The following is a 24,554-nucleotide window of genomic DNA, read 5'->3' as shown; positions in this document are numbered from 1 at the left end:
TAATGATATGCAGCACGAAAAACAGAAAATTTAACTGCAGTGGAGGGATACATAATGGCAGATCGTCGCAATTTATTTTTCTTTTATGGTGATGACAAAGCAACGCTCGTTGAAAAAATGAAACCAATCTATCGTATTTTAGAAGAGAATGGATTTACCATATTAGATCATCCAAAAAATGCAAACGCTATCGTCAGTGTTGGAGATGATGCAACCTTCTTACAAGCCGTTCGTAAAACTGGTTTTAGAGAAGATTGCTTATACGCAGGGATTTCTACGAAAGATGAAACTTCGTTCTACTGCGATTTTCACATTGATCACATTGATACAGCCCTTCAAGAAATTACAAAAAATGAAATTGAAGTGCGCAAATATCCAACAATTCAGGTAGATGTAGATCATGGTACATCTTTCTATTGTTTAAATGAGTTCTCATTACGTTCTAGCATTATTAAAACATTCGTTGTAGATGTTCACGTTGATGATTTATACTTCGAAACATTTAGAGGGGACGGTTTAGTAGTTTCTACCCCAACAGGAAGTACAGCTTACAATAAATCATTGCATGGTGCAGTTGTTGACCCACTTATTCCATGTTTCCAAGTAAGCGAACTAGCATCTTTAAACAACAACACTTACCGTACGCTCGGTTCACCGTTCATTTTAAATCACGAACGTACATTAACTTTAAAACTAAGACCAGACGGTAACGATTATCCTGTTATCGGCATGGATAACGAAGCGCTTAGCATTAAACAAGTGGAAAAAGCTGTTGTACGCTTAAGCGATAAACAAATTAAAACAGTTAAATTAAAAAACAACTCTTTCTGGGAAAAAGTACAAAGAACGTTTTTATAGAATTAAAATAACCGCAGAATTATGGAATTCCATAATTCTGCGGTTGTTTATTTCTCTAACTATTAGTTGCTATTTTTGTCGGTAAGTCGATATATTTCAATAATCGCTCATATATTTTTACATACCTTTTCTATAGACAACTTGGCCATCTATTACGGTCATTTCTGCTTGTACTTCTTTCATTTCTTCTGCCTCAATTTCAAAAATATTACGGTCTAATATCGTAAAGTCTGCTTCATATCCTTTTATAATTTGCCCTCGCTTCGCTTCTTTTCCGATTGCATAGGCACTTCCTGTTGTAAATAGAGAAACAGCCTCATATACCGTTAATCTTTCCTCAGGCATATAGCATACATCGTCAATAAAACTTCTACGTGTAACAGCGCTATATATGCCTAAAAATGGATTCACTTGTTCAATTGGTGCGTCAGACCCACCGTTGCAGCGTAATCCTGCTTCCAGTAACGTCTTCCAAGCGTATGCATAACGAAGACGACGCTCGCCTAGTTTTTCAATGACTGACGGGAAATCTGAGGAAAGAAAGACCGGCTGTATATCGATAATAGCCGACAAGTTTTTCATTCTTTCAATCAACTCTTCACGAGCAAGCTGACAATGAATAATACGGTCACGTAACCCTTTTGCTGGTGGATATAATTCGAGTGCATTAATGACATATTCAAGCGATAAGTCACCGATAGTATGAATCGCAACTGGCATATGTAAGTCTCGTGCTTTCTTCACTAATTCTGCAAGTTCTTCACGTGAGAAAATTGCAACCCCATTCGTTTCCTTCGCATCTTCATACGGTTCACTTAATAATGCTGTTCTTCCGCCAAAAGAACCGTCAGAAAAAATTTTCATTGCCCCAAATTCAATATAATGTTCATTTTCATATTCTTTTCGTTCTTGTGCTACTTCATGATGAACGAGCAAATGTGCTTTAAATGGCATTTCTTTTATAACGTGAGAAAACGCATTATGCGTTTTTCTAAAGCCACCATAGTAATTTAAATCTTCCGTATGCCCGCCAACAAGTCCATATTGCCAACAATCTTTAATCGCTGTTTGCAGAGCTCTTTGTAAATAAGCTTCATCAATTTCTGGCTGAACGTGTTTAATTAATTCTTGCCCTTGTTCATATAAAAGTCCTGTTAACTTATTTGATGAATCCCTGCCAATTTTCCCGCCTTTTGGATTTTGCGTCGCTTCTGTTATGTTCGCTTCTTGCAATATGTATGAATTCACCCATGTAACGTGACGACAAACTCGCTTTAATAAAATGGGATGTTCTTTCGAAATTTCATCTAAATCACGCGCATGAACATCTTTCGTATCTGTAAAGTTATTTTCATTCCATCCTTCTCCAATAACCCAAGATCCCTTTGGTGCTTCTTCCACTCGCTTCTGAACAAGAGTAAGCACTTCACCATAAGATGTACAATTTGATAAATCTAGACGGAGTAATCTCTCCCCATGCCCAATAAGATGCATATGGCTATCAACGAGACCCGGAATCATTGTTTTTCCTTTTAGGTCCTGCAACTTAACGTTTGAATATCTACTTTCTAATTCTTCCTTACTCCCAGCATCAACGATTATGCCATTTTCAACATAAATAGCTTCTACTTTTTCATTCTTTTCTCGCATTGTGTAAATGGTGCCGCCATACCAAATTTCTCTCATATATCCCATCTCCTTTATTTTATTGTATAAAAAAAAGCACCATTTCAAAACATGGTGCTTTTCTAAAAATTACTTTTGTTCAGTAGTAGACGTTGTAACTTGCCATTCAATATTAAATTTATCTTTTACTTGTCCGTATGCTGGGCTCCAGAATGTTTCTTGAAGTGGCATGATAACCTCTCCACCTTCTTGTAACTTATCGAATACTTCTTTTGCTTTTTCTGCATTACTAATTTGAATTGCGATTGTTACTTGAGATCCGATTGCATGCCCTTGACCTGGGAATGTATCAGAAATCATAAGATCCGTATTACCAACTTTTAAAGTAGCGTGTAAAACGCGCTCTTTCGCTTCAGCTGGAATCGGGTATTCTGGATTTTCAGGCATGTCACCAAAAGTTTGCATGACTTCTACTTTTGCATCTAAAACCTCTTTATAAAACTGTACAGCTTCTTGCCCACTACCATCTAAAACTAAGTACGGATTAATACCTAAAATCATACGGACACCTCTTTTTTAAGTTTATAAAATCGAACTTGTGTTCGTTTTTATATTATCATTGTTTTGCATTTCATTCAACTATTTACTTCACTGTTTTCAAAATTATTTTGACGGAATCTCCATCTCTTGTTTTCTAAGTTCAATACGGCGAATTTTTCCAGAAATCGTTTTTGGTAGTTCATCTACAAATTCAATTTTGCGAGGGTATTTATATGGTGCAGTGAGTTCTTTGACGTGTTGTTGGAGTGTTGGAATTAATGTTTCTTCGTTCTTTTCTATATTCTCTCTTAATACGATAAATGCCTTCACGACACTTCCGCGAATTTCATCAGGACTTGCGACAACCGCACATTCTCTTACGTAAGGATGTTTTACAAGCGCATCCTCTACTTCAAACGGCCCGATTGTATAACCAGAGCTAATAATGATATCATCACCACGCCCTTCAAACCAGAAGTAGCCATCTTCATCTTTCTTCGCTTTATCACCTGTAATATAATAATCACCGCGGAATTGCATCGCTGTACGCTCATCGTCTTTATAATATTGTTTAAAGAGTGCCGGCGTTTCAATGTGAACTGCAATATCACCAACTTCGCCTACTTTAACTGGGATACCTTCCTCATTTACGATATCGACGTGGTTACCTGGCGTTGGTTTCCCCATTGATCCTGGTCTAATATCCATCCCTTTCATTACACCAACAAGTAGTGTATTTTCCGTTTGCCCATAGCCGTCTCTTACTGTAATATCAAAGTGCTTTTGGAACGTTCCAATAACTTCTCTATTTAACGGCTCACCTGCGGATACAGCGCTATGTAACGCCTCTAAATTGTACTGGCTTAAATCTTCTACCTTTGCCATTAATCTATACTCAGTCGGTGTACAACAAAGCACATTCACCTTATTATCGTCTAATAAATTTAAATACGTTTTCGGTTCAAACTTGCCGTTGTACACAAATCCTGTTGCCCCTGAACCGAGAGTTGCTAAAAACGGGCTCCAAATCCACTTTTGCCACCCTGGACTAGCCGTTGCCCATACAACATCATTCTCTTCAATTCCGAGCCAATTCGGGGCGCTTGTACGTAAATGAGCGTATGCCCACGCGTGAGTATGAACGACACCTTTCGGGTTTCCTGTCGTCCCTGACGTGTAAGATAAAAAGACCATATCTTCTTTATCTGTTTTCGCCATTTCTAACATGTCACTTTCTGTTTCTAATGCTGTTTTTAAATTGATCCATCCGTCTACTGACTGCTCGCTCAAGACGAATTTTTGAAGAGATTCCATTGCTTCTATATCATCAAACTGTCCAATGTACGGCTCATAGCTTACTATCGCTTTTACTTCGCCATGTCCAATTCGATATTCGATATCTTTTTTACGCAACATTTCCGAACTTGGAATTACGACAAATCCTGCTTTAATCGCAGCGATATACGTCATGTACGCTTCAATTAAACGCGGCATCATAATAAGGAGCTTGTCCCCTTTTTGTAAGCCACTTTTTATAAAAGCGTTTCCAATTTTATTTGCACCTTGCATTAATTCAAAATATGTAACTTCTCGTCTATTCCCTTTATCATCTTGCCAAATTAAAGCAAGCTTCTCTTTATCGTCTGTATATTTCTCTATTTCTGAAACTAAATTATAAGATGGTGGTGCCAACAATTCCTCTCTCTTCATAAACATCCTCCTTTTTCTTTATGCCTCCCTTATATAATAAAGAATTTTCAGTAAATTTTGAACCCTCTTCTTTTGACAATTTTTTTATGCTTTTGTCGAAATGAATTTATACTAATATGAACAACAAAAAGAAAGAGCGAGAGAACCCGCTCTTTCTAAGCCATCATATGGGATTATTTTTGGTAACCGCCTAATTGTTGCTCAGCTAGTGAAACTAGACGTTTAGTGATTTCACCACCAACAGAACCGTTAGCGCGAGCTGTTGCATCAGCTCCAAGTTGAACACCAAACTCTTGAGCGATTTCGTATTTCATTTGGTCTAATGCTGATTCAGCACCAGGAACCGCTAATTTATTTGTGCTACGTGACATGTTGTATCACCTCCTTGTGAGTATAGAGTGTGATAAACAACATGACTTCATACACGTTTTAGATATGGTAATTTATGGTTTTAGAAAAGTTCTTCAAATTTTTCTTCTTCCGCCACTACTTCAACCGTTTGTAATACCATTGTTTCTTTGTTCGCTACAGCTTCTTCGATTAACGGTGTGAAATCGTATTTCGCTTCAAATCGATTTGCTTTTTCACGCTTCGGCTTCGTCGCCGGGCTAGCTGGTGTGAATACTGTACAGCAATCTTCGTATGGACGAATTGAAATATCATACGTGCCGATTTCTTCAGCAATTTTAATAATTTCTAATTTATCCATCGTAATAAGCGGACGAATAACTGGGTAGTTTGTTACTTCGTTAATCGTATGCATGCTATCTAATGTTTGGCTTGCTACTTGTCCAAGACTTTCACCAGTCGTAATTGCAAGTGCGTTACGCTCCTCAGCAATCTGCTCTGTAATACGCATCATCATACGGCGCATAACCGTCATTGAATAGCTAGATGGGATTTCTTTATTAATCGTTTTTTGCACTTCTGTAAACGGAACAAGGTGCAGCGTTACACGTTTACAGTATTTCGTTAACCCTTGTGCTAAATCGATTACTTTTTGTTTTGCACGCTCACTTGTGAAAGGTGGGCTATGGAAGTGAACTGCTTCCACAGATACGCCGCGTTTCATCGTTAAGTACGCTGCTACCGGGCTATCAATACCACCAGAAAGAAGTACCATTACTTTTCCACCAACGCCAACTGGTAAACCGCCAGCTCCCATGTGCTCACCACACATAATATAACTATAACCACTGCGAATTTCTATACGTACATTCACATCTGGATTATGAACATCTACTGTTATATCCTCTGTATTTTCTAAAATGTGCCCACCGATTTCTGGAAGTAACTCCATCGTCTTCATTGGGAAGCGCTTATCAGAACGATGCACTGTAATTTTAAATGTTTTCACATCATCTTTTACTTGTAAGAAAGCTGCTAATGCACCTTTTTTAATGTCTTCTAATTCTGATGGTACTTTCATCGCTAAGTTAAACTTATGAATACCAAATACGTCTTTCAACCTTTCAGAGATTGCCTCATGATCTTCACCGTTTAACTGGATGTACATACGGTCATGCGTTGCATCAATTTTAATGTTTGGGAACTTTTTCAGTTTGAACTTCACGTTATCTTTTAATGTGCTTACAAATTTAGAACGGTTCTTACCTTTTGTCGTCATTTCTCCGTAACGCACTAAAATATATTCATATGTCATCATATTTCTTTACCTCATCACTTCATATAATTTTGGCATTGTCTCTTTTACAATACCTTCAAATTGTTTTACTTCTTCCATCGTGTTATCTGGTGCCAAACTAATACGAATAGCGCTTGCAGCTGCTGCATGCGGCACTCCCATCGACACTAACACTCTGCTTACTTCATTTGCTTTTGAAGAACAAGCTGATTTCGTTGACACATATACACCGTGTTCTTCTAAAGCATGAACGACTACTTCTGGTTTTAAACCAACAAATGATACATTTAAAATGTGCGGTGCTGCATATGCAAGCGATGTATTAATCGTCACATCTTCCATCTCTTTAAAGAAGCTGACAAGCTCCGCTTGTAAACCTTGCAAATGAGCTACCTTTTCTTTCACTTGTTCCATTGTCATGCGAAGTGCTTTCACCATCGCTACAATGCCAGGTAAATTCTCTGTACCAGAGCGATACTTAAGCTCTTGTTGACCACCTGATAAAATCGGATCTAATCTTACGCCATCACGTATATAAAGAAGACCCGTTCCTTTTACACTGTGGAATTTATGTCCAGATATTGAGCAAAGATCAATATGAGAAGCATATAAATCAAGCGGTACTTTTCCTATCCCTTGTACATGATCTACATGGAATCTTATTTTCGGATGATTCGATAATAACGTTCCAATTTCAGCAACGGGCTGAATTGCTCCAGTTTCGTTGTTCACATGAATAATTGATACAAGAATCGTATCTTCACGAAGTGCTCGTTTTACATCCTCTACCGATACAACACCATGCTCGTTAACCGGTAAATATGTTACATCAAATCCGAGTTCTTCTAATTGCTTATATGCCTCAAACACAGACGCGTGTTCAATATTTGTTGTAATGATATGTTTGCCGCGCGAACGATTCCTCATCGCTATCCCTTTAATCGCAAGGTTGTTCCCTTCCGTTCCACCTGATGTGAAAATAATTTCAGAAGGTTTAACGTGAAGAAGCTGCGCTGCAATCGTTCTTGATTGTGTTAATAGACGCTCTGCCTCTCCTCCAAGCGAATGAATAGAAGAAGGATTACCAAAATATTTCCCAGCAACCGTCACGTACGATTGAAGAGCTTCTGGATATGGCTTCGTCGTCGCACTATTATCAAAATAGATCATCGTTCTTCCCCTTTCAGCGCTATCACATCATATAATCATATCATAAATACGTGTCATTACGCTAAGACTACGCAAAGGTTCCGTTTTATCCCGATTAGTGAATAATAATAATTAGTGAGATACCCCCACTGATTACAGTTTCACTTTACCCCGCATTAACGGGCAGTAAGACTCTCACCTCAAAGTTCAACTAGAGCAAAGAAGTTAGGTAGGAGATCAACTGCCCGTAAATGCCCGATTGGTTCAACTAGTAATCAGTGGAGGATGAATCCCCCCCACTGATTACAGTTTCACTTTATTTTGAAACGAATAACCTTACTGTATTCCGCTATTCATTATAGCAACATCGTCTGCAAAATTACACAAAAAAACAAACCCTTTTATGAAAGGGTTTGTTCATTGTCTACATATTCAGCTATTTTTTGAACAACACCAGGTTCAAGTTGCTCTAGTACAGAAGCTGCTTGTTCTAAAGCTGCATCGTATTGATATTCACGGAATAATTTCTCCGCATAATTTAAGCTTTCTGCAAGGCTTTCATCATGACTGCGGTAACGGTTACCGTATTGAATTAATTTTTCAACTAAATACGCTTGTCCAATTAACTCTTCTGTCATTTCAGCTACACCGTTCACAGTTGTGTATGCTTCTTCTAAACTGCTATTTACAGCGTTCATATTTAACGGCTTCACTTCTAATTGTTCATATACAGCTTGCATTGCCATTTGCCCTCTTTTTAAATCTTCCATAATACTCTCTGGAAGACCTGGCAAATTCGACTTTTGCATAAAGCGTTTCGTTTCGAAAATAGTATTTCGCATTTCTTGTAACTTCTCACGCGCTTCAAATTCTTCTTTACGCATCGTTTGCAGCATTTCTTTATATTCTGCATGAAGTATTTTTAACGTTTCACATTGCTCATAAACCTCTTCTAATTCCTCACGAATAATAGAGAAGGCAATATCTTGTTCAGCAACGCGTAATTGTAGCATTTCAAAACGTTTCGTTAAAATGTGCATTTGCTTTTCAATTACTTTTTGAGACTCAATATCCTTATCTTGCAATTGATAGCTTTGTTTCACAAGTTGTGTTTCTGTTTTCGTTTCAATCGTTTCGATACGCATTTCTTCTAAGTCTTCATAAACAGAAAGTGTTTTTTGCTCCACATAATGTCTCGCATGTACCTCTTGCTCAAGTTGATCATAGAAACCATCTAAACGAGTTTTTAAGTCTTCCACTTTTTCAGCCGCTTCTGTTATATGAAGCTCCTGTATATCCATTAAACATGTGTTTAGTTGTGTCGTCATATCACGAACTTCTTTAGGGATTTCCAAATACTCTAATACATAACCTTGTCTTACCATATCATTATGACCCTGTAATAAATCTTCCAGTTGAACTGGTAGCGTCGCTTGACATTCTACTAATAAATCTGGAATTTGGTGAATAATGATTTCTAAACTTGCTAAACCTTCTTCTAAACTAATAACAATTTCTCTCGCTTTTAAGTAGTCACCATTATCTGTTGCTTCTTCAAAGCTTTTAAATTTATTAGATTCAGCGTCTAGCATCTCTTCGATTTTCTGCTCTGCTGCTCCATACATATGTCTATGAGCAAGAACACTCTTTTTCATACTACGATATGTATCACGTAATCCTTCAATTTCCGAGCTATTTTTCTCATGGCTTTCTAACAATTGCTGTAATTCATTTAAAACACCTGTAATACGATTATCAGCGTCATCTAAACCACTTATGGATTCGTTCATCGCATGCTTTGCTTTTCGGAAGGAGAATTGCGAGGCGAATTTTCGCGCTTGCGCTAAATCTTTGTCCGCTTTCGGAAGGGTTGTTGATACAATTTCATCCCATTCTTCACGCCATTTACCAAACAGTTCTTCTGTTTGACCCGTCATGTTTAAATCTTTTACCCGTTTTAGTTCATCTGCCACAGGTTTATCTTTTATCTCTTGTTTCCACTGCTCCAGTGCTTCAATATCTTTATATGAACGATTTCTTATCACAAGCTCTATCATGAGCAGCACTAGAATAGAGCTTACTACAATGATAACGATCGTCAGGATAGAATCCATGCAAAAAAGCCTCCTAGTTATATCTCTTTTTTTGTCCGTTCCGTTTATGAAATGGAAGGCATTATGTATAAAAAGGGAATTCCCCTATATTTAACAACTAACAATGTACTAATCATACCATGTAATGGCTTGTTTTTGACCTAGTTTTTTTTAAAATTTCATGTTTCTTTCAATGCGATTGTAATCTTTCTCAATATTCCGCCTACCTCACTACCTATCCTCAAATGATTGTAATAACAAACAATCTTTCGTATGAGATACGAAATAAATTTTCCGCATGAGTGGTGGTTCAACAGAAATTACATGTACATTTCCCTGCCTTACAGACTGCTCTACTGCCCTTTCTGGAAGTAACGTGATACCAAGTCCGGCTTTTACCATTGTAAGCATCGGTTGTGCGTAAGATGTTTCCACAGCTATAGTTGGCTTTACACCTATCTCATGAAACATGTTCATAATCATTTTCCTTACATCGCATATTTCTGGATATACAATTAATTTTTCATTTTGCAGCTCTTCTATTTGAATGGCTTTCTTCTCTTTATACGGATGATTATTTGAAACGGAACAAACAATTTTCTCTTGTTGCACTTCTTTTATATACGTAGCACCTTCTACTACGGAATCGATGAACATCGCGTCAATCTCCCGCGCTTTAAATAAATCTCTTAATACTTCCGTATGTCCAATTTGCCACTCTACTTCGAACTCATCACCTAATACATCTTTACATTCTAATATGTAATGCTCTGCTAAACTCGGTAGTATACCAATTGAAAACTTTCGGTTCTCTTGATACCCCCTCATTTCTGTTTTCACTTCATTTATTTGTTCCAAAATCGGTAGCATTCTTTTTATAAATAACTCTCCTGCCTCCGTTAACTCCACTCCTTGCGCAGAACGCTTAAGTAAAGTAACCTCTAAATCCGCTTCTAACTTTTGAATTTGCTTACTAAGCGCTGGTTGAGATATATGTAAAATTTTACTTGCCTTTGATAAACTTCGCGTATGCTTCACTTCGATAAACGATCGTACTGCCTCCAAATCCATCGTACACACCTCTAACAAAAAGTTATAACCGTTATAAGAAATCGATATTTCCTCCTATAAACAATTACTCTTTATACTTATTTCATCAACTTACTATAACGAAATGCAAAGGGGAAAGATACTCTTGAACAAAAAACAAATGCTACTCGGATCCTTTCTATGCTTACTCGCCGTCACTGCCTGGGGATTTATGTTTCCTGTAATGGCAAATGCTCTGCAATTTATCGATCCGTTCTTCTTCACAACGATTCGCTATGGATCAGCAGCTATTATTTTTCTTATTTTGCTATTAATTACTGAAGGGAAGACTTCACTCCGCTTAGAAAAAAGAACACTTTCTCTGTTCTTTTACGGGACAGTCGGTTTCGCAGGATATGGTTTTCTCGTTTTCTACGGACAACAACTTGCTGGACCTTCCGGAGCAATTCATGCAGCTATGATTCAGTCTCTTATGCCACTGATCGCCTTATCACTGCAATGGGTAACGAAAAATCGTCGCCCACAAAACTACACATTTCTTTGTATGTTCGTTGCATTACTTGGTGTTATGCTTGTCATTTCAAAAGGAAATATTCACTTATTATTTGGAGCTGCAAGCCACTTATCGACAAACATATTAATGCTATGCGGCGTTACTTGCTGGGTCATTTATACAAACGGAGGTGCTCGTTTTCAATCCTGGTCACCACTTAGGTACACGACATTAACTTGTTTATTTGGCTCCATTTCACTCATCGTTATTGTTACTTTCTTAACGTACACAAATATAGTTACTATGCCGTCACTGCGTAAAGTTGTAAGCGTTCGTTTTGAGCTCTTTTATATGTCGATTATCGCAGGAGTTATCGCTGTATTTTGCTGGAATATGGGAAATCGCTATATTTCATCTATTAACGGCATATTATTTATGAATTTAGTTCCTATTCTTGCACTGATCGGTTCTATCTTTCGAGGTTATACAGTCGATAAAATTGAAATCGCTGGAGCAACGTTAACAATTATCGCGCTATTATGTAACAATTTATGGCAAAGAAAAATAAACATAAAACTCCCCACCTCAGTTCGTTAGGTGGGGATTCTTCACATATGAACAGCTCTTGGCCATTCATGGTACATATTCGCTTTACATAATGCTTGTTCCATCCATTGCTCAATCTCTTTCGTGTACATTTCTATGAAAAATGTCTCAGACGGGAAAGAATGCAGTACTTCTGATATATATTGTGGATATAAAAACGGCATATTTATCATGCCTTTTAATTGCGTCATAAACATTGTAAATGATACTTTCTGAAATTCTTGTTTTATTTGTCCTTGCCTAATAATTTGCTCTATATAATATCTTTCTTTAGAAAAATAAACGGTCATCACTTCACGAATTAATGTCGTATCAAGCGAAAGCTCTCGGTAGAAGAAACGTGTTAGTTCTCTATTTTCAAATTGATATCGTAACATCCCACGCACCATTTGCACCATCACATCTTTAGTCGACAAATACTCTCTCTGTTCAAACGAAATTTCAATCACATGAATATACCCTTCTAAAAAATCAGTAATAAGCTGTTCTAATAAACCTTGCTTCCCAGCAAAATAATATGAAATATTCGCTACATTCACATCCGCTCGCTTTGCAATGTCTCGCACCGACGTTCCATCATAACCTTTCGTATTAAACAACGATATTGCCGCATCAATTACTTTTTGTTTCGTCTGCTTCATGCGCTCACTTCCTCTCAATGAACAGCTATAGTTTAAATTTCTTGACTTTTAAGACAAATTCCTTTAATTTTCTATCGACAAAGTCATGTGAAATACATCGTATTTTGCTAATATTTTACACATCTCGATAAAAAAGGAGCTGTTTCCATGTTTACTAAAGAAAGTTATGCAGGATCTCGCGTGCAGCAATATGAGACAGTAATTAAACAACTGGATGCGTTATTAACTGGCGAATCAAACGTAGTCGCAAACTTATCAAATGCGTCCGCATTATTAAACCAATTTTTAGATCGCGTTAATTGGGTTGGCTTTTATGTAACAGAAGGAAATCAGCTTGTCCTTGGACCGTTCCAAGGACTGCCTGCTTGCGTACGCATTCCATTTGGACGAGGCGTTTGCGGCGTAGCAGCTGAAACGAAAACAACTCAGCTTGTAGCGGACGTTCACCAATTCCCAGGTCACATCGCTTGCGATAGTGCTTCTAATTCGGAAATCGTTGTACCGATTGTGAAAGAAGGAGCTGTCATTGGTGTACTTGACATTGATAGTCCTGAAAAAAATCGTTTTGATGAAGTAGATCAGCGCTATTTAGAAAAGTTTGTGGAGACACTCCTAAAACATATGTAAAAAGAAAAGAGCAAGTTATCGACTTAGTACGTCCTGTACAAAACCGATAGCTCACTCTTTTTTTATTGATTAACAGTAGATATTTTCTTTAATGCCTGCTCTAAATCAGAAACGATATCCTCCCACGATTCTAAACCGACCGATAAGCGTATTAAATTATCGAAAATGCCCATTTCTTTTCTTAGTTCAGCCGGAATTGCAGCGTGCGTCATCGTTGCTGGATGCTGAATTAATGTTTCTGTATCGCCTAAACTTACCGCAATTGTAATAAAGTGAAGATCATTAATAAACGCTTGCGTCTCTTCTTTTCCGCCTTTTACTGAAAAAGAAATAACACCGCCCCCGCGTTTCATTTGACGAGATGCTAACTCCCCTTCTGGATACCAAACATCTTCTACCACATCATGTTTTCTTAAGAACGATACAATTTTTTCTGCATTATCACAATGACGATCCATTCTTACTGCTAACGTCTTTAACCCGCGTAATAATAACCACGCATCAAACGGCGCCATAATACCGCCGATATCTTTTCGCATCGGGCGAATCTTTTCAGCTAACGCTTTCGTTTTACAAATCGTTACACCCGCTACAACGTCACCATGGCCACCAATATATTTTGTCGCACTATGCACAACAGCGTCACAGCCAAGCTCAAGCGGTCTTTGTAAATAAGGCGAACAAAACGTATTATCAACAATGACAAGTAAGCCATTTTGCTTCGCAACCTGAATCACTTGTTTTAAATCGATTAATTTCATTGTTGGATTAATCGGTGTTTCAACGAAAATAAGCTTTGTATTCGAACGAATTTTATTTTCAATATTAGCCTCTGTCTCCATCTCACAAAACGAATGCGTAATCATAAATTTTTCTTCTAACACTTCTAAAAAACCGTACGTACACCCATATAATCCGTTTGAACAAATAATATGATCTCCAGCCTTTAAAAAACCAATTAAAGTTGCTGAAATAGCTGCCATACCAGATCCGAAGGCAAGTGCCTCTTCTCCTCCTTCTAACACCGCCATACGTTCTTCAAATAATTTCACAGTTGGATTTCCAAGCCGTGAGTAAATATAAGATGGATCCACTCCCGCAAAACTCGCCTCTCCTTGCTGCGCAGTCTCAAATGTAAATGTAGAAGTTTGAAATAAAGGTGGTGTTAAACTTCCTTTATGTTCCTCAGGTGTATAACCGTGATGAATTAACGCTGTCTCCATATGCTTCTTTTTCATAAAAACATCCCCTTTATGTTTTTATCCCGCATATTCACCAATAAAAACTGATGAACGTTTTTACTACATTTTATGTAAGCGTTTTATTTGTGTTTCTATCTCTTCTTTTATATTGTTTTAAATTCCTTCTTATATTAATTTCCAAAATTTATATGCATAAAACAAAAACGTACTCGCTTGACGAAACTCTGGGTAAAAGATATAATAGCGTTTGTGTAAAATAAAAAGGCAGCCTTGTAATGTGAGTTTATCGTTTGTATTTTGTTCCTCTACGGAGGTGTATCTCGTAACTCCCTGCTGCTGGAGCGAAGGTACATGAAAACAAAATGCCCGTAAATATCGATTACGTCTGTTTTTATTTTACGTAAATAAAAACATTTTTAAAGGAGGAGTCAACTATGGCTCGTTATACAGGTCCAGCTTGGAAACTGTCTCGTCGTCTTGGAATCTCTCTAAGCGGCACAGGAAAAGAATTAGAAAAACGCCCTTACGCACCAGGTCCTCACGGTCCTAACCAACGTAAGAAACTTTCAGAATACGGTTTACAATTACAAGAGAAACAAAAACTTCGTCACATGTACGGCATGACTGAGCGTCAATTCCGTCGCACATTTGACCAAGCAGGTAAAATGCCTGGTAAGCACGGCGAAAACTTCATGATCCTTCTTGAAGCTCGTCTTGACAACTTAGTTTACCGTATGGGCTTAGCTCGCACTCGTCGTGCAGCTCGCCAATTAGTAAACCACGGTCACATCATGGTTGATGGCGCTCGCGTAGATATCCCATCTTACCGTGTAAAACCTAACCAAACTATCAGCGTTCGCGAAAAATCTAACAGCCTTGTTGTTGTTAAAGAAGCGATCGAAGTTAACAACTTCGTACCAGAATACTTAACTTTCGATGCTGACAAATTAGAAGCTACTTACACTCGTCACGCTGAGCGTGCTGAGTTACCAGCTGAAATCAACGAAGCATTAATCGTAGAGTTCTACTCTCGTTAATCTCGGTACTCTGCAAAGAGTATTATTAAAAGCCTTAGAAACCTTGTTTATCAAGGGTTCTGGGCTTTTTTATTTGTCACTAATAATGCAAAATAAAGCATTAAAAAGTATGCACCTGGGGCTAAGTGGGGCTATTTTGGGACAAAAAATATAATGGCTGGCGTGTGTATAGAAATGGATAAGTGCAAAAAAAAAAACAGATGATAAAAGGAGTTACTTATTTTGAAAGAAACACTCACCAAGATCCCTCTTCATGTACAAGACTTTCAAGAATTAAAAATGTTATTAGACGAATTAGTACAAGATGAAACAATGTTCATAGAAGGTCTTTCTAAGTATTCTTTAGATATTTCTTCTAAAAAATCTAAAGTCACCATTAACCTTAGAAGCGAATTTTTCCCCAATCCATACTTAGCGATTACTGCTATAAACATTACACCAAGTAATCAAGGTAAGGGAAGTATTGTTTTTGAATGGTTTAAAACATTCGCTAAAGAAAAAGGATTCGAACGATTAGTATTACAAGAAGTTATAACTGAAGAAGGTTACCACTTTGCATTAAAAAATGGATTTTCAAAAAAACACAGTCCATACGAGGAACTGTTTGGAAGACTAAACAGTATTGACGGGGATTATGAACTACATCTAACGTAAATAATAAGATAAAAAATGAACGAATATTTTTCGTAATCGTTCATTTTTTATTTAGTTAATTATCTCATAACTTAAGTCTTTTCTAATTTCAATCATATAAACGCCAATTCTAAGTTACAAAAAAATATGGTTATTTTAACCATCCTTAAATCGAGTTTTCTATCTCCATATATTCAACTCTTGAATATGTATCAAGAGCCTGAGAAATATTTATCTGTATTTCCACTAACTGATCGGTTTCTTTTAACATATATAATAAAATTTGATTTGTACTTATTTGAATTGATAAATCACCACCATGCAATGTCTGTCTATATAATTTGGAATACAATTTATTAAAATGCGCATCCAATTTATTAACTATTGGATCCGTTTCTAAAATAACCTTATTCTCTGGATTTATCCTCACATTTCTTTCATTCAAAAAAACTCTTATCGTTGATATTAAAGCAGCTCCTTCTTCTCTTATTTCTTTTAATTCTTGAATTCTTAAATTTACTAGAGTAGTAGATTTTCTAGTTTTCTTTCCTTGTATCCATGTAACCACAAGAGAAATCACAGTTGAAACAAATGCTAAAAATGACACAATCGCAGCTACACCTGCCCACTGAAAAACACCATTTTTGTCAAAAAATATACTATACCACATAGTCTAACCTCCACAGCTTATAATTAGTTATAACAAAATACAGATTTCCAAATATAAAATTTGTACTTCTTCCATTCCATAATAAAAACTCTCCCTTTCATTTTACATACCGTAACCAACAAAATGTAAATATTATGATATAATAATTTTTACGTGTTACTTAAATTAAAGATAAGCGAGGCTATATAATCTTATGTCACTTACTGAAATGACAAATATATCCAGAATTATTCTTGCAGTCATAGGAATTTGGGGGATTTTAAAAGGGATTGGTTCATTCTACATAGAATCTTCAACTACCAAGGAATTCGATCAATTATTTAAAGATAAAAACACACGAAAACAAATAAATATTTTTACATATTGCCAAGATATTCTTACCTTTGCAATATCCGTATTCATTATCCCTGCATGTTATGTGAAATTTTTCATGCCCAATCTCATTCCCAACTACACCTTTATATTAGAACCACTGTATAATCTAAGCTTTTTATTATTTTTTTGGCTATTTTTTATACTTTTACCGATAGCACTTCTACCTCAAGTTAAACTAAATAAAGCCAGTTGGTTTAATCGAATTATAAGATTGATTGCTATGATCCACATGTTTAGTTTTATGTTTTCTTATTTGTGCTTTTTCCATGTAAATATCCCTCAAAGTAATAAATACAATTTTATACTAATTGCTATCATTATTCCTTTATTTATGAGCTTCTTTTATCTATATTTAAGCAGACGATTCAATAAAACTTCTCAACCACAATACCTTATGGAAATCATAAGTGAAGAAGAAATATCCAAGTTGCAACTGATACATAATTTTATTATCGATGATAAAAGAAGTGTATTCCACGAAAGATACAAAGAAGAAGATGAAATTTTTTACGTATGTGACTTTTCATCCAAGGTGTATCTAAAGTATTCAAAAATGAAAATAAGAAAAATATCTTCAACCAAAATGTAACCAACCAAAAGGAGCATCCATTAGAGGTGCTCTTTCATAAAAAAACATTTTCAGCCTCGTTTCTTCACTTGGTGGATTATCTAATATAGTTCGTTCTTTTCTTTCTATAAGCTCTTCCCTTTCATTCATGAGATTTTTTACCCCTTTCTATTTATCCCCTTTATAAGTGAGTATCGTACACAACTTACCATCTTCCACAACAACTTTTCTGTCATAATCCGCTAGGATTTCCTCACGATTTATTCTTTCTACTTTTTCGCCAACTCCCCAATATCCAGCAAGAAGCAGAAATTCAGAATATCCTTGTGGAATCGGTAATTCATAACCATCTAAGATTATTTTAGTTACCTCAATACCTTCTCTAATTATCATCGAATCATCCTTTCCATTGGAATATGGATAAGTTCGCTTTGAGGTATATTACTACCTCTAATAAACTCATTGCAATGTAACATTTACAGTTCTCTCCTTAAATTGGTATCATTTACTTATTAAAGGGGGGAGATTTTTGAGTTTAAATATGTATCTAGGGGAAGTACAGGCTCAAACACAAAGTATGAATGCTTTCTGTACCGCTACTATTCAAGGTATGGAACAAGCTATTCAGTCGATTGATGCTTTTACAAGCGATACTGTTCTACAAGGGCAAACATACGATAGCGCAAAAGCATTCTTTGCAGAAACTTTTCGTCCTTTGGCACAAGGAATCATTTACTTATGTGAGGAATTAATTCATCAGAACGATGCCTTTCCAAGTCAATTTCAATCACAGGTAGCTTCAACAGATGTTATTGAACAAGAAATATTAGAACAAATTCGAGAAATTGACCGAATGATAGCAAGTACAGAAGCACTCCATCAAACTATGCCAATTTCGGGCATGGACGCTATGGTAAATCTTTTTATTGCCATGAGGCGCAAACTTCAAGAAAAGTTAGATCATTTGTATCAGTTCAACCAAACATCTAGTAATAACTATAATACAGCAATTCAATTAGCCGCTAGCATTGCGACGGGTCTCGCTGAAGTCCAAAGTGGGAAAGGTTTTAGTCCAGCAAGTGGTACATTTAGTACACAAGGATTAAATATGGAGTGGGCGACTTCAATTCAAGTGATTGCAGAAGATAGGAATCGTCAGGCTGATAATTCAATTGAAGAAGGTGCAATGTGTGGCAAACCAAAATCTGATTTAGAGAAAGCTTGGGATGGTCTTTATGATGGTGCAGGAAAAGGTGTTGGAGATGCTTGGGATGGATTTAAAGCGTTAGGTGACGGTGAAACATGGTCAGACATGTGGGATGCTGTTGTCAATTATGATGAGACTCTTCCTGCTATGTGGAACGCTTTCTCAGATTCTTTTATGAATGACGTTTGGTATGGCGATGTCGAAAGTGGATTCCGCTGGGGTTCTTATTTGGTAACATCAGTCGGTCTAGGGTTACTTGGTGGGAAAGGTCTTGATAAGGCTTCTAAACTTGCTAGAGGAGCAAACATGTACAAAGTAACTGAAGCTTTTCCACCACGTTTACAACCTGCTTTTGCAGGTGTTGGTCTCACTGGTGAAGCAATAGTAAGCACACTTCCACCATCAGGAAATTGGGTTAATTATTTAAGCGGTTATCTTATGTTTGCTAGACCATCTTGGAGACAATCAGAACTTGACGTAGGTAAGGAGTATCCTAATTATGACGACCAAGTTGCTTTTAAAGATAGAGAAGAAGTTTCAAAAGTTACAAAAGGTAGTACAAGACCTGATTTTTACACAAAGGGTCACAGCTTGGAAGTGAAAAATTATGACTTGTCTACTTCATCAAAAAGAAGTAATCTAGTTAGAGTTATTGTTAAACAAGTTAATGATAGGGTTGATAATTTACCTATAGGTACAAAGCAAACTGTCATCATTGATATACGAGGACAAACTGTTCCTGAAGAGGCTTTATTTGATATCGTAAGAAAAATAAGAGAAAAGTCTAAAGAAACACCCGAGGTAATATTTAAGCGAGAGGATTGATATTAATGGCAGTAGGATTTAAAGTAGATATATTTTTCTATGAAACAGGACACCCTGATTTTTTACATAGCTTTTTTTCAACCATGTCATATCATACAGAGTCTGAAGGTTGGGGCACTAAGTACCCACTATTAATGAAGAATTTATATTTCGACAAGTTACGTTGGGAGGACACAGAAGAAGCACTTCAAAATGTAGAAGAGATAAGAAAAATTTTAAGTGAATTACCTCCTGCAGAAGTCATTTGGGATATTGAGCACATGGAAAAACAGCCACCTTGGGGAAATAAAATCCCTAATAAAATAACTAGTTTAGCCAATTACCATGCTACTCCAACAGGTACAACTTTTTTAGATTTACTAAGCAACGCTTTAAACACTGCAAAAAGAAACAAAATTGATATAACAATTTCAAATCTAGGAAAATAAATCCTGCTAGGTATCTTATGGTTTCATTTGAGTTTTAATTACTTTACACTTCGAGGCTGAGGTTGAATAAAAACATTTAAGTCACACTCATATGAGTTGTGGCTTTTATTATGTAATAATTTATAGAATTTCGTAGACATTTCACACCCACTTTTATTTTTTGAAAATGTTGTCTAACGATAGAGATGCCCCCTACGCTACCTATCCTCCCCAGAGAGGAAATTTTAACTTTTGATAGGGGGGCTTCCGAAATAAAGGAATTACTCTTTTAACATTGAATAACTTTATAAGATTATTACACAAATATATCCTTTTCTAGTATGATGCATTTTTCATTTAAGTGAATCTAGTATTCTACTGTTATTTTAAAATATAGAATATGGTATGATGGAAATAAATACATATTACACCATGCAACTAATTAAAAAACTAATAGAGTTATAGTGTCTTAACTAGGAAAGGAAAATTACCTATGAATCATTTTTCACTTGCAAATCCACATATTAGAAGTAATGTAAATCTAAGAGATCCTCAAGTTTTTGCCTATGAAAGTTTATTACAACATTACTCTAACCAAGAAAATGACAGAATGTCCTTAGTAGTATTACCAACAGGTACAGGAAAAACAGGCTTAATGGCAATTGCCCCATATGGAATAGCTAAAAAAAGGGTATTAATAATTACACCTCAGACAATTGTGAAAGATACTGTTTTAGGTTCATTAGATCCAATGTATCCAAAGAATTTTTGGTTATCAACCAAAGTTTTTACTGGGAAACCTCAGCTTCCAACCGTAATAGAATATTCCAAAGAGATAAGCAATGGTATTTTAGAGAGTGCAGATATAGTTATTTTAAACGTCCATAAGTTACAGGAAAGACTAGAAAGTTCTTTATTAAATAAAGTTGATTCTACATTCTTCGATTTCATAATAATTGATGAAGCCCACCATTCAGAAGCACATACCTGGAAAAAAGCTATAGAATATTTTTCAGATGCTAAAGTATTGAAGGTTACTGGTACTCCATTTAGGAGTGATGGTGTACAAATTGAAGGAAAAGAAATATATAGATATAACCTCGGACAGGCTATGGCAAATGGATATGTAAAATCTCTTGAGAGATTTAAATACGTTCCAGAAAAAATGTATTTTACTTTGGATAAAAAAGATGATGAATTTTATTCCTTAGAAGAAATCTTAAAAATTAAAAAAGATGACTGGATTACACGGAGTGTCGCTTTATCGCCAAAAAGTAATATCAGTGTTGTTGATAGATCAATTGAAATGCTAAAACAGAAAAAAGAGAAAACCAATAATAATCCTCATAAAATCGTTGCTGTTGCATGTAGTATTGAACACGCATTACAGTTAAAAGATATTTATGAAAAAAGAAGTATGAGAGTAGCGATTGTTCACAGTAAAATGGACAAGAGTTCATTAAATGAAGAATTTGATAAAATTGAAAGACATGATGTAGATGTAGTCGTAAACGTAGCATTATTAGGTGAGGGATATGACCATAAATTTTTATCTATTGCTGCTATTTTTAGACCTTTTAAATCTGATCTACCTTATCAGCAATTTATCGGAAGAGTTTTAAGAACAATTTCAATAAGTGATGGATATAATATTAACGAGGAAGATAATATTGCCCAAGTTGTACATCATCAAGAATTAAATTTAGATGCATTGTGGGATAACTACAAAAATGAGATACGTAAAAGTGATGTTATCAAAGAAATAAAAAAATTTGCTAGAAAAGAAAAAGCTTTGAAACCAACCACCCCACTTGAAGATTTAGATTTTGGTAATACCGAAGAATCAAATGAGTACTTAACCGATGCGGATGCTTTTATGAATACTGATCTGTTAGAACTAAGAGAGACGAAATTAAAGGAAGAACAAGAACGAATACAAAAATTAATGAACGAATTCGGAATCAATGAAGAATTAGCAATTAATTTAAGTAGACAGATGAATGTTGAAGATAATGCAAAAACTGAACGATTACTAAGACCAGACTTATATCAAAAGAACCTCCGATCCATGCTTGATTCAAAAATTAGAGAAGAACTTGTACCTGATATTATTACATATTTCGAACTTGATTTAACTGGGACTGAAATTACAGAATTACGCCATGAATTTATTGCTAATCCTAATCAAAAGCCTTATGATAATAAAGATAATAATGGAGCTACCTTAGGAAAGTATCTTAATACGTCCTTAAGGAATTTTAATAGAAAAAGTCGTAATGAATGGGAACTTGATGATTACGAACGTGCAATTAAACAAGTCGATACTTACTCTGAATATGTTGTTCAAACATTAAAACATCATTTTAAGGAGAAATGAAAAAATGATAAAAATTGTTGAAAAGTTATATGAGGAGACATATTCTCCTAAGCTGACACCTGAACTATTAGTATCTAATTTAGCATTAGATAACTATACAAAAATTAATTTCGAGAAAGTTCATGGAATACTTGAGGCTCACGTTTTTTGTTTTTTAGAAGATCATACTGAAGCTGAATATATATATAAATTCAAAGATAACTTATTGATTAAGTTAGAATCTAACATTGATAATATTAAGGAGACAATTTATTGTAGAGAAAAAGAAAAACAAAAAATTCTTGATCAAATTAATTATTTTAAAGAAATAAAAAAAGCATAATCTAATGTGAAAGTAAATAAATATTAAAATACACTCACGCTGAAAAGTGAGTGTATTTTTTATCTTATAAAAAAGCCGGCTTACATGTTAAATCTCCAAACGATACACAGTTGGTTCTACCTCTGAATAGATTAGCTTCCCGTCGAGAAGGTTGTATAATTTCAATCCTACTTCATTAACATTCGTATACATTTCCTTCATAACTTCAATTTCCAATCCATCTGATTTTTTTCAAGCGTTAACCTTCAGTAACTAATGTATCGGTTACTTCTTTTCCTTCTACATCAATCGCTGGATTTTTTAACGGTTTTTGTCTCGAACCTGACTTTTGCGGCGCGTCGATCACGTCAACTCTCTTTCCAATCTTCACTGAATAGTCGACTCCAAGTACCGGCGTTTTTAAATTACCCCATTTTGTACTTGTTTCCCATTTTCTATAAATCTTGTTTTCTACATAGCGTAACACTTCATTTACTCGCTGATCTTCTGATTCTTTCGGATCATCATAGTAAAAAATATATTTATCATTAGGTTTAAAGTTGCTTTTGTTACGTGATAAAGCATTCTTTAACCAGTTTTTAACTTGTCCGTCCATTTCTCCCTTTAATAAGTCCATACGACCGAATAATACTTTCCCTGCATCTGTTAGCGGCATTAGTTCAATATCATAAGTATGATAAGCATGTTTTCTTTCTCGTGCCGATAGAATTTTTTCATATATTGTAATCATTATCGTAATACCTCCGATTTCGTAGATGTAACCATTTCATATAGTTCACAGTAATATCCTCCGTAAGTCTCGTTACAATGCATTAACTTTCTGTGAGCTTCATGCATTTCATTTAGTTCTACATTAATAGCGGCAACTTCATCAGCAATAGACGTTTCTAAGTCATCTTTTCGTTTGCGTAACTCGATATACCGTTTGTCCATTTCTTTGATATCTTTCTTAATCACTTTCGCCGCCTGGGCTTTGTCTTCTTCACCAAAAATAACTGTTGGCTTGTAACCGAATTTCCTCTCGGCTGCATACTCTTTTTTTAGTTCTTCAGAGATCTTTGTAATATGGTCATATTCATCGCGTGAGGTAACGTTTCTTTGACACTCTTCTGCTAATTTTAGCTTTTCCAGGACCGGAAGGCTCCTTTCTTCTGTTTTGATTCGTTGATACAATAATTCTTTCAATTTTAAACTTTTTTCTAAATGTGCCATGTTTTCATGACCTCCTGTTATATTATTTATATATAAAGTTCTTCATCGTCTTCAGCTTCTTCAATGTCGATACCTAAAAACTCCAACAACCTTGACATAGACGTGATAACTTTTGTTAATTCTGAAATAGAATCATTCTTTTTGACTGATCCCGTTACACCCATTACAGATACGCCGCGCTCTTCAATATCTTCAATCAATTTGTTTTTGATATCGAAAAATTTCATGTACGTATTCACCATGTCTACGAATTGCATTTCGTTTTCTAGACCTTTATCTTTCAATTTAGACATCAGTAAATCATAAAGCTTTTGACGATCTACATTTGCCGATAGTTCTACCCACTTGTAACGGTAACGCCAATTGTTTAGCGTACTCTCTTTGACTTCTAATTCTGCTGCGATTTCTTTAAATGAGTATTTTCCGCTTTTATACATTTCATAAGCTGTTTGTTTTTTGTCTTCATTTGAAATCATACTTTCATCACCCTTTCATTGCTTGTTTTATTATTTTTTTAAATAAAAATCACTATTTGACGTGTATATTTGAATTGTGATAACCTAAATTTAACGAAACAAACGTTGATTTCATGCGGTTTATAGGTTCATAAGTAACAATTTAATTTACCGATCAAAAACATAAATGTTTTCCTAAAAAATAGGAAAGCATCTTTTTTTGGCC

General features: G+C 35.6%; 26 protein-coding genes. 10 read left to right on the top strand and 16 right to left on the bottom strand.

Annotation, left to right across the window (positions count from 1 at the left end; translation table 11 throughout):
* The first annotated feature begins 54 nt into the window (after positions 1-54).
* Complete coding sequence (locus tag DN403_RS07020) at positions 55-858, top strand: NAD kinase (protein WP_000785183.1); 804 nt, start codon at positions 55-57, stop codon at positions 856-858.
* A gap of 117 nt (positions 859-975) precedes the next feature.
* Here the strand turns inward: DN403_RS07020 and DN403_RS07015 are convergent, their stop codons facing one another.
* The 8 genes from DN403_RS07015 to DN403_RS06980 all read right to left on the bottom strand — a co-directional run bounded on the left by DN403_RS07015 (position 976) and on the right by DN403_RS06980 (position 10,692).
* On the bottom strand, positions 976-2,544 hold the full coding sequence (locus tag DN403_RS07015; protein WP_001207088.1) for an amidohydrolase: 1,569 nt from the start codon (positions 2,542-2,544) through the stop codon (positions 976-978).
* A 69-nt stretch (positions 2,545-2,613) separates the two neighbouring features.
* Complete coding sequence (locus DN403_RS07010) at positions 2,614-3,045, bottom strand: VOC family protein (RefSeq protein ID WP_000600368.1); 432 nt, start codon at positions 3,043-3,045, stop codon at positions 2,614-2,616.
* Positions 3,046-3,147: 102 nt separating this feature from the next.
* The gene (mbcS, locus tag DN403_RS07005) at positions 3,148-4,734 is read right to left on the bottom strand and encodes an acyl-CoA synthetase MbcS (RefSeq protein WP_000817728.1); all 1,587 of its coding nucleotides are present in this window, start codon (positions 4,732-4,734) and stop codon (positions 3,148-3,150) included.
* A gap of 173 nt (positions 4,735-4,907) precedes the next feature.
* Positions 4,908-5,105 (bottom strand): alpha/beta-type small acid-soluble spore protein, encoded by a 198-nt coding sequence (locus DN403_RS07000; RefSeq protein ID WP_000091640.1) that lies wholly within the window; start codon positions 5,103-5,105, stop codon positions 4,908-4,910.
* A gap of 80 nt (positions 5,106-5,185) precedes the next feature.
* Positions 5,186-6,400 (bottom strand): tRNA uracil 4-sulfurtransferase ThiI, encoded by a 1,215-nt coding sequence (gene thiI / locus DN403_RS06995; protein WP_000989272.1) that lies wholly within the window; start codon positions 6,398-6,400, stop codon positions 5,186-5,188.
* Positions 6,401-6,406: 6 nt separating this feature from the next.
* On the bottom strand, positions 6,407-7,549 hold the full coding sequence (locus DN403_RS06990; RefSeq protein WP_000638974.1) for a cysteine desulfurase family protein: 1,143 nt from the start codon (positions 7,547-7,549) through the stop codon (positions 6,407-6,409).
* 380 nt (positions 7,550-7,929) lie between these two features.
* Positions 7,930-9,642 (bottom strand): septation ring formation regulator EzrA, encoded by a 1,713-nt coding sequence (ezrA, locus tag DN403_RS06985; protein WP_016077218.1) that lies wholly within the window; start codon positions 9,640-9,642, stop codon positions 7,930-7,932.
* Positions 9,643-9,852: 210 nt separating this feature from the next.
* Positions 9,853-10,692, bottom strand: coding sequence for a LysR family transcriptional regulator (locus DN403_RS06980; protein ID WP_149185375.1), 840 nt, complete (start codon positions 10,690-10,692; stop codon positions 9,853-9,855).
* A 124-nt stretch (positions 10,693-10,816) separates the two neighbouring features.
* Here DN403_RS06980 and DN403_RS06975 point away from each other — a divergent pair, with 124 nt between their 5' ends.
* Entirely contained in the window at positions 10,817-11,761 is a 945-nt protein-coding gene (locus DN403_RS06975) for a DMT family transporter (RefSeq protein ID WP_001036055.1), read from the top strand.
* Between the two features lie 11 nt (positions 11,762-11,772).
* Here DN403_RS06975 and refZ read toward each other — a convergent pair whose 3' ends face one another.
* A complete protein-coding gene (gene refZ / locus DN403_RS06970; protein WP_000814915.1) occupies positions 11,773-12,411 on the bottom strand; it encodes a forespore capture DNA-binding protein RefZ in 639 nt (212 codons plus the stop codon).
* 147 nt (positions 12,412-12,558) lie between these two features.
* Between refZ and DN403_RS06965 the strand changes: the two genes are divergently transcribed.
* A complete protein-coding gene (locus DN403_RS06965; protein ID WP_044307091.1) occupies positions 12,559-13,038 on the top strand; it encodes a GAF domain-containing protein in 480 nt (159 codons plus the stop codon).
* Between the two features lie 62 nt (positions 13,039-13,100).
* On the opposite strand, the gene megL is transcribed toward DN403_RS06965, so the two are convergent.
* Positions 13,101-14,276, bottom strand: a complete 1,176-nt coding sequence (megL, locus tag DN403_RS06960) for a methionine gamma-lyase (RefSeq protein WP_000726575.1) — start codon at positions 14,274-14,276, stop codon at positions 13,101-13,103.
* Positions 14,277-14,674: 398 nt separating this feature from the next.
* On the opposite strand from megL, the gene rpsD reads away from it, so the two are divergent.
* Both rpsD and DN403_RS06950 read left to right on the top strand, forming a co-directional pair.
* Entirely contained in the window at positions 14,675-15,277 is a 603-nt protein-coding gene (rpsD, locus tag DN403_RS06955) for a 30S ribosomal protein S4 (protein WP_000135320.1), read from the top strand.
* A gap of 222 nt (positions 15,278-15,499) precedes the next feature.
* Positions 15,500-15,931: a GNAT family N-acetyltransferase gene (locus DN403_RS06950; protein ID WP_149185374.1), complete on the top strand. Its 432-nt coding sequence runs from the start codon at positions 15,500-15,502 to the stop codon at positions 15,929-15,931.
* Positions 15,932-16,076: 145 nt separating this feature from the next.
* Here DN403_RS06950 and DN403_RS06945 read toward each other — a convergent pair whose 3' ends face one another.
* Positions 16,077-16,580: a hypothetical protein gene (locus DN403_RS06945; protein WP_086408635.1), complete on the bottom strand. Its 504-nt coding sequence runs from the start codon at positions 16,578-16,580 to the stop codon at positions 16,077-16,079.
* Between the two features lie 193 nt (positions 16,581-16,773).
* Here DN403_RS06945 and DN403_RS06940 point away from each other — a divergent pair, with 193 nt between their 5' ends.
* A complete protein-coding gene (locus tag DN403_RS06940) occupies positions 16,774-17,544 on the top strand; it encodes a hypothetical protein (RefSeq protein WP_149185373.1) in 771 nt (256 codons plus the stop codon).
* Here the strand turns inward: DN403_RS06940 and DN403_RS31055 are convergent.
* Together DN403_RS31055 and DN403_RS06935 are read right to left on the bottom strand one after the other, a co-directional pair.
* Positions 17,530-17,673: a hypothetical protein gene (locus DN403_RS31055; RefSeq protein ID WP_179958925.1), complete on the bottom strand. Its 144-nt coding sequence runs from the start codon at positions 17,671-17,673 to the stop codon at positions 17,530-17,532. The genes DN403_RS06940 and DN403_RS31055 overlap by 15 nt on opposite strands.
* A gap of 18 nt (positions 17,674-17,691) precedes the next feature.
* The gene (locus DN403_RS06935) at positions 17,692-17,916 is read right to left on the bottom strand and encodes a hypothetical protein (protein ID WP_149185372.1); all 225 of its coding nucleotides are present in this window, start codon (positions 17,914-17,916) and stop codon (positions 17,692-17,694) included.
* A gap of 136 nt (positions 17,917-18,052) precedes the next feature.
* On the opposite strand from DN403_RS06935, the gene DN403_RS06930 reads away from it, so the two are divergent.
* The 4 genes from DN403_RS06930 (at position 18,053) to DN403_RS06910 (ending at position 22,661) form a co-directional block, all read left to right on the top strand.
* Positions 18,053-19,555, top strand: a complete 1,503-nt coding sequence (locus tag DN403_RS06930; protein ID WP_149185371.1) for a T7SS effector LXG polymorphic toxin — start codon at positions 18,053-18,055, stop codon at positions 19,553-19,555.
* 5 nt (positions 19,556-19,560) lie between these two features.
* A complete protein-coding gene (locus DN403_RS06925) occupies positions 19,561-19,983 on the top strand; it encodes an immunity 70 family protein (RefSeq protein ID WP_000268162.1) in 423 nt (140 codons plus the stop codon).
* Between the two features lie 472 nt (positions 19,984-20,455).
* Positions 20,456-22,339 (top strand): DEAD/DEAH box helicase, encoded by a 1,884-nt coding sequence (locus tag DN403_RS06915; RefSeq protein WP_149185370.1) that lies wholly within the window; start codon positions 20,456-20,458, stop codon positions 22,337-22,339.
* Between the two features lie 4 nt (positions 22,340-22,343).
* Positions 22,344-22,661 carry a hypothetical protein gene (locus DN403_RS06910; protein ID WP_149185369.1) on the top strand — a complete coding sequence of 106 codons (318 nt, stop codon included), beginning with the start codon at positions 22,344-22,346 and terminating at the stop codon, positions 22,659-22,661.
* A 238-nt stretch (positions 22,662-22,899) separates the two neighbouring features.
* Here DN403_RS06910 and DN403_RS06900 read toward each other — a convergent pair whose 3' ends face one another.
* The 3 genes from DN403_RS06900 to DN403_RS06890 are packed head-to-tail and all read right to left on the bottom strand — an operon-like array spanning position 22,900 to position 24,349.
* Positions 22,900-23,391, bottom strand: coding sequence for a hypothetical protein (locus tag DN403_RS06900; RefSeq protein WP_149185367.1), 492 nt, complete (start codon positions 23,389-23,391; stop codon positions 22,900-22,902).
* Positions 23,391-23,873 carry a DNA repair protein Rad50 gene (locus tag DN403_RS06895; RefSeq protein ID WP_149185366.1) on the bottom strand — a complete coding sequence of 161 codons (483 nt, stop codon included), beginning with the start codon at positions 23,871-23,873 and terminating at the stop codon, positions 23,391-23,393. The genes DN403_RS06900 and DN403_RS06895 overlap by 1 nt, the downstream gene beginning before the upstream one ends.
* 26 nt (positions 23,874-23,899) lie before the next feature.
* Complete coding sequence (locus tag DN403_RS06890; protein WP_149185365.1) at positions 23,900-24,349, bottom strand: terminase gpP N-terminus-related DNA-binding protein; 450 nt, start codon at positions 24,347-24,349, stop codon at positions 23,900-23,902.
* Positions 24,350-24,554 lie beyond the last annotated feature (205 nt).

The organism is Bacillus sp. AY2-1 (assembly GCF_008368965.1).
GTDB lineage: Bacteria > Bacillota > Bacilli > Bacillales > Bacillaceae_G > Bacillus_A > Bacillus_A thuringiensis_S.
The sequence above is the reverse complement of the archived record's forward strand: the minus strand, read 5'-3'. Positions and strand labels throughout refer to the sequence as shown.

Excerpts from the sequence above, each read along its gene's own strand:
- DN403_RS06980 (WP_149185375.1), bottom strand. The coding sequence starts at position 10,692 with ATGGATTTGGAGGCAGTACGATCGTTTATCGAAGTGAAGCATACGCGA.
- DN403_RS06895 (WP_149185366.1), bottom strand. The coding sequence starts at position 23,873 with ATGGCACATTTAGAAAAAAGTTTAAAATTGAAAGAATTATTGTATCAA.
- DN403_RS07000 (WP_000091640.1), bottom strand. The coding sequence starts at position 5,105 with ATGTCACGTAGCACAAATAAATTAGCGGTTCCTGGTGCTGAATCAGCA.
- rpsD (WP_000135320.1), top strand. The coding sequence starts at position 14,675 with ATGGCTCGTTATACAGGTCCAGCTTGGAAACTGTCTCGTCGTCTTGGA.
- DN403_RS06945 (WP_086408635.1), bottom strand. The coding sequence starts at position 16,580 with ATGTGGTATAGTATATTTTTTGACAAAAATGGTGTTTTTCAGTGGGCA.
- mbcS (WP_000817728.1), bottom strand. The coding sequence starts at position 4,734 with ATGAAGAGAGAGGAATTGTTGGCACCACCATCTTATAATTTAGTTTCA.
- thiI (WP_000989272.1), bottom strand. The coding sequence starts at position 6,400 with ATGATGACATATGAATATATTTTAGTGCGTTACGGAGAAATGACGACA.
- DN403_RS31055 (WP_179958925.1), bottom strand. The coding sequence starts at position 17,673 with ATGAATGAAAGGGAAGAGCTTATAGAAAGAAAAGAACGAACTATATTA.
- DN403_RS07010 (WP_000600368.1), bottom strand. The coding sequence starts at position 3,045 with ATGATTTTAGGTATTAATCCGTACTTAGTTTTAGATGGTAGTGGGCAA.
- DN403_RS06900 (WP_149185367.1), bottom strand. The coding sequence starts at position 23,391 with ATGATTACAATATATGAAAAAATTCTATCGGCACGAGAAAGAAAACAT.
- DN403_RS06935 (WP_149185372.1), bottom strand. The coding sequence starts at position 17,916 with ATGATAATTAGAGAAGGTATTGAGGTAACTAAAATAATCTTAGATGGT.
- DN403_RS07015 (WP_001207088.1), bottom strand. The coding sequence starts at position 2,544 with ATGAGAGAAATTTGGTATGGCGGCACCATTTACACAATGCGAGAAAAG.
- DN403_RS06965 (WP_044307091.1), top strand. The coding sequence starts at position 12,559 with ATGTTTACTAAAGAAAGTTATGCAGGATCTCGCGTGCAGCAATATGAG.
- DN403_RS06915 (WP_149185370.1), top strand. The coding sequence starts at position 20,456 with ATGAATCATTTTTCACTTGCAAATCCACATATTAGAAGTAATGTAAAT.
- DN403_RS06890 (WP_149185365.1), bottom strand. The coding sequence starts at position 24,349 with ATGATTTCAAATGAAGACAAAAAACAAACAGCTTATGAAATGTATAAA.
- DN403_RS07020 (WP_000785183.1), top strand. The coding sequence starts at position 55 with ATGGCAGATCGTCGCAATTTATTTTTCTTTTATGGTGATGACAAAGCA.
- megL (WP_000726575.1), bottom strand. The coding sequence starts at position 14,276 with ATGAAAAAGAAGCATATGGAGACAGCGTTAATTCATCACGGTTATACA.
- DN403_RS06990 (WP_000638974.1), bottom strand. The coding sequence starts at position 7,549 with ATGATCTATTTTGATAATAGTGCGACGACGAAGCCATATCCAGAAGCT.
- DN403_RS06910 (WP_149185369.1), top strand. The coding sequence starts at position 22,344 with ATGATAAAAATTGTTGAAAAGTTATATGAGGAGACATATTCTCCTAAG.
- DN403_RS06940 (WP_149185373.1), top strand. The coding sequence starts at position 16,774 with ATGTCACTTACTGAAATGACAAATATATCCAGAATTATTCTTGCAGTC.
- ezrA (WP_016077218.1), bottom strand. The coding sequence starts at position 9,642 with ATGGATTCTATCCTGACGATCGTTATCATTGTAGTAAGCTCTATTCTA.
- refZ (WP_000814915.1), bottom strand. The coding sequence starts at position 12,411 with ATGAAGCAGACGAAACAAAAAGTAATTGATGCGGCAATATCGTTGTTT.
- DN403_RS06925 (WP_000268162.1), top strand. The coding sequence starts at position 19,561 with ATGGCAGTAGGATTTAAAGTAGATATATTTTTCTATGAAACAGGACAC.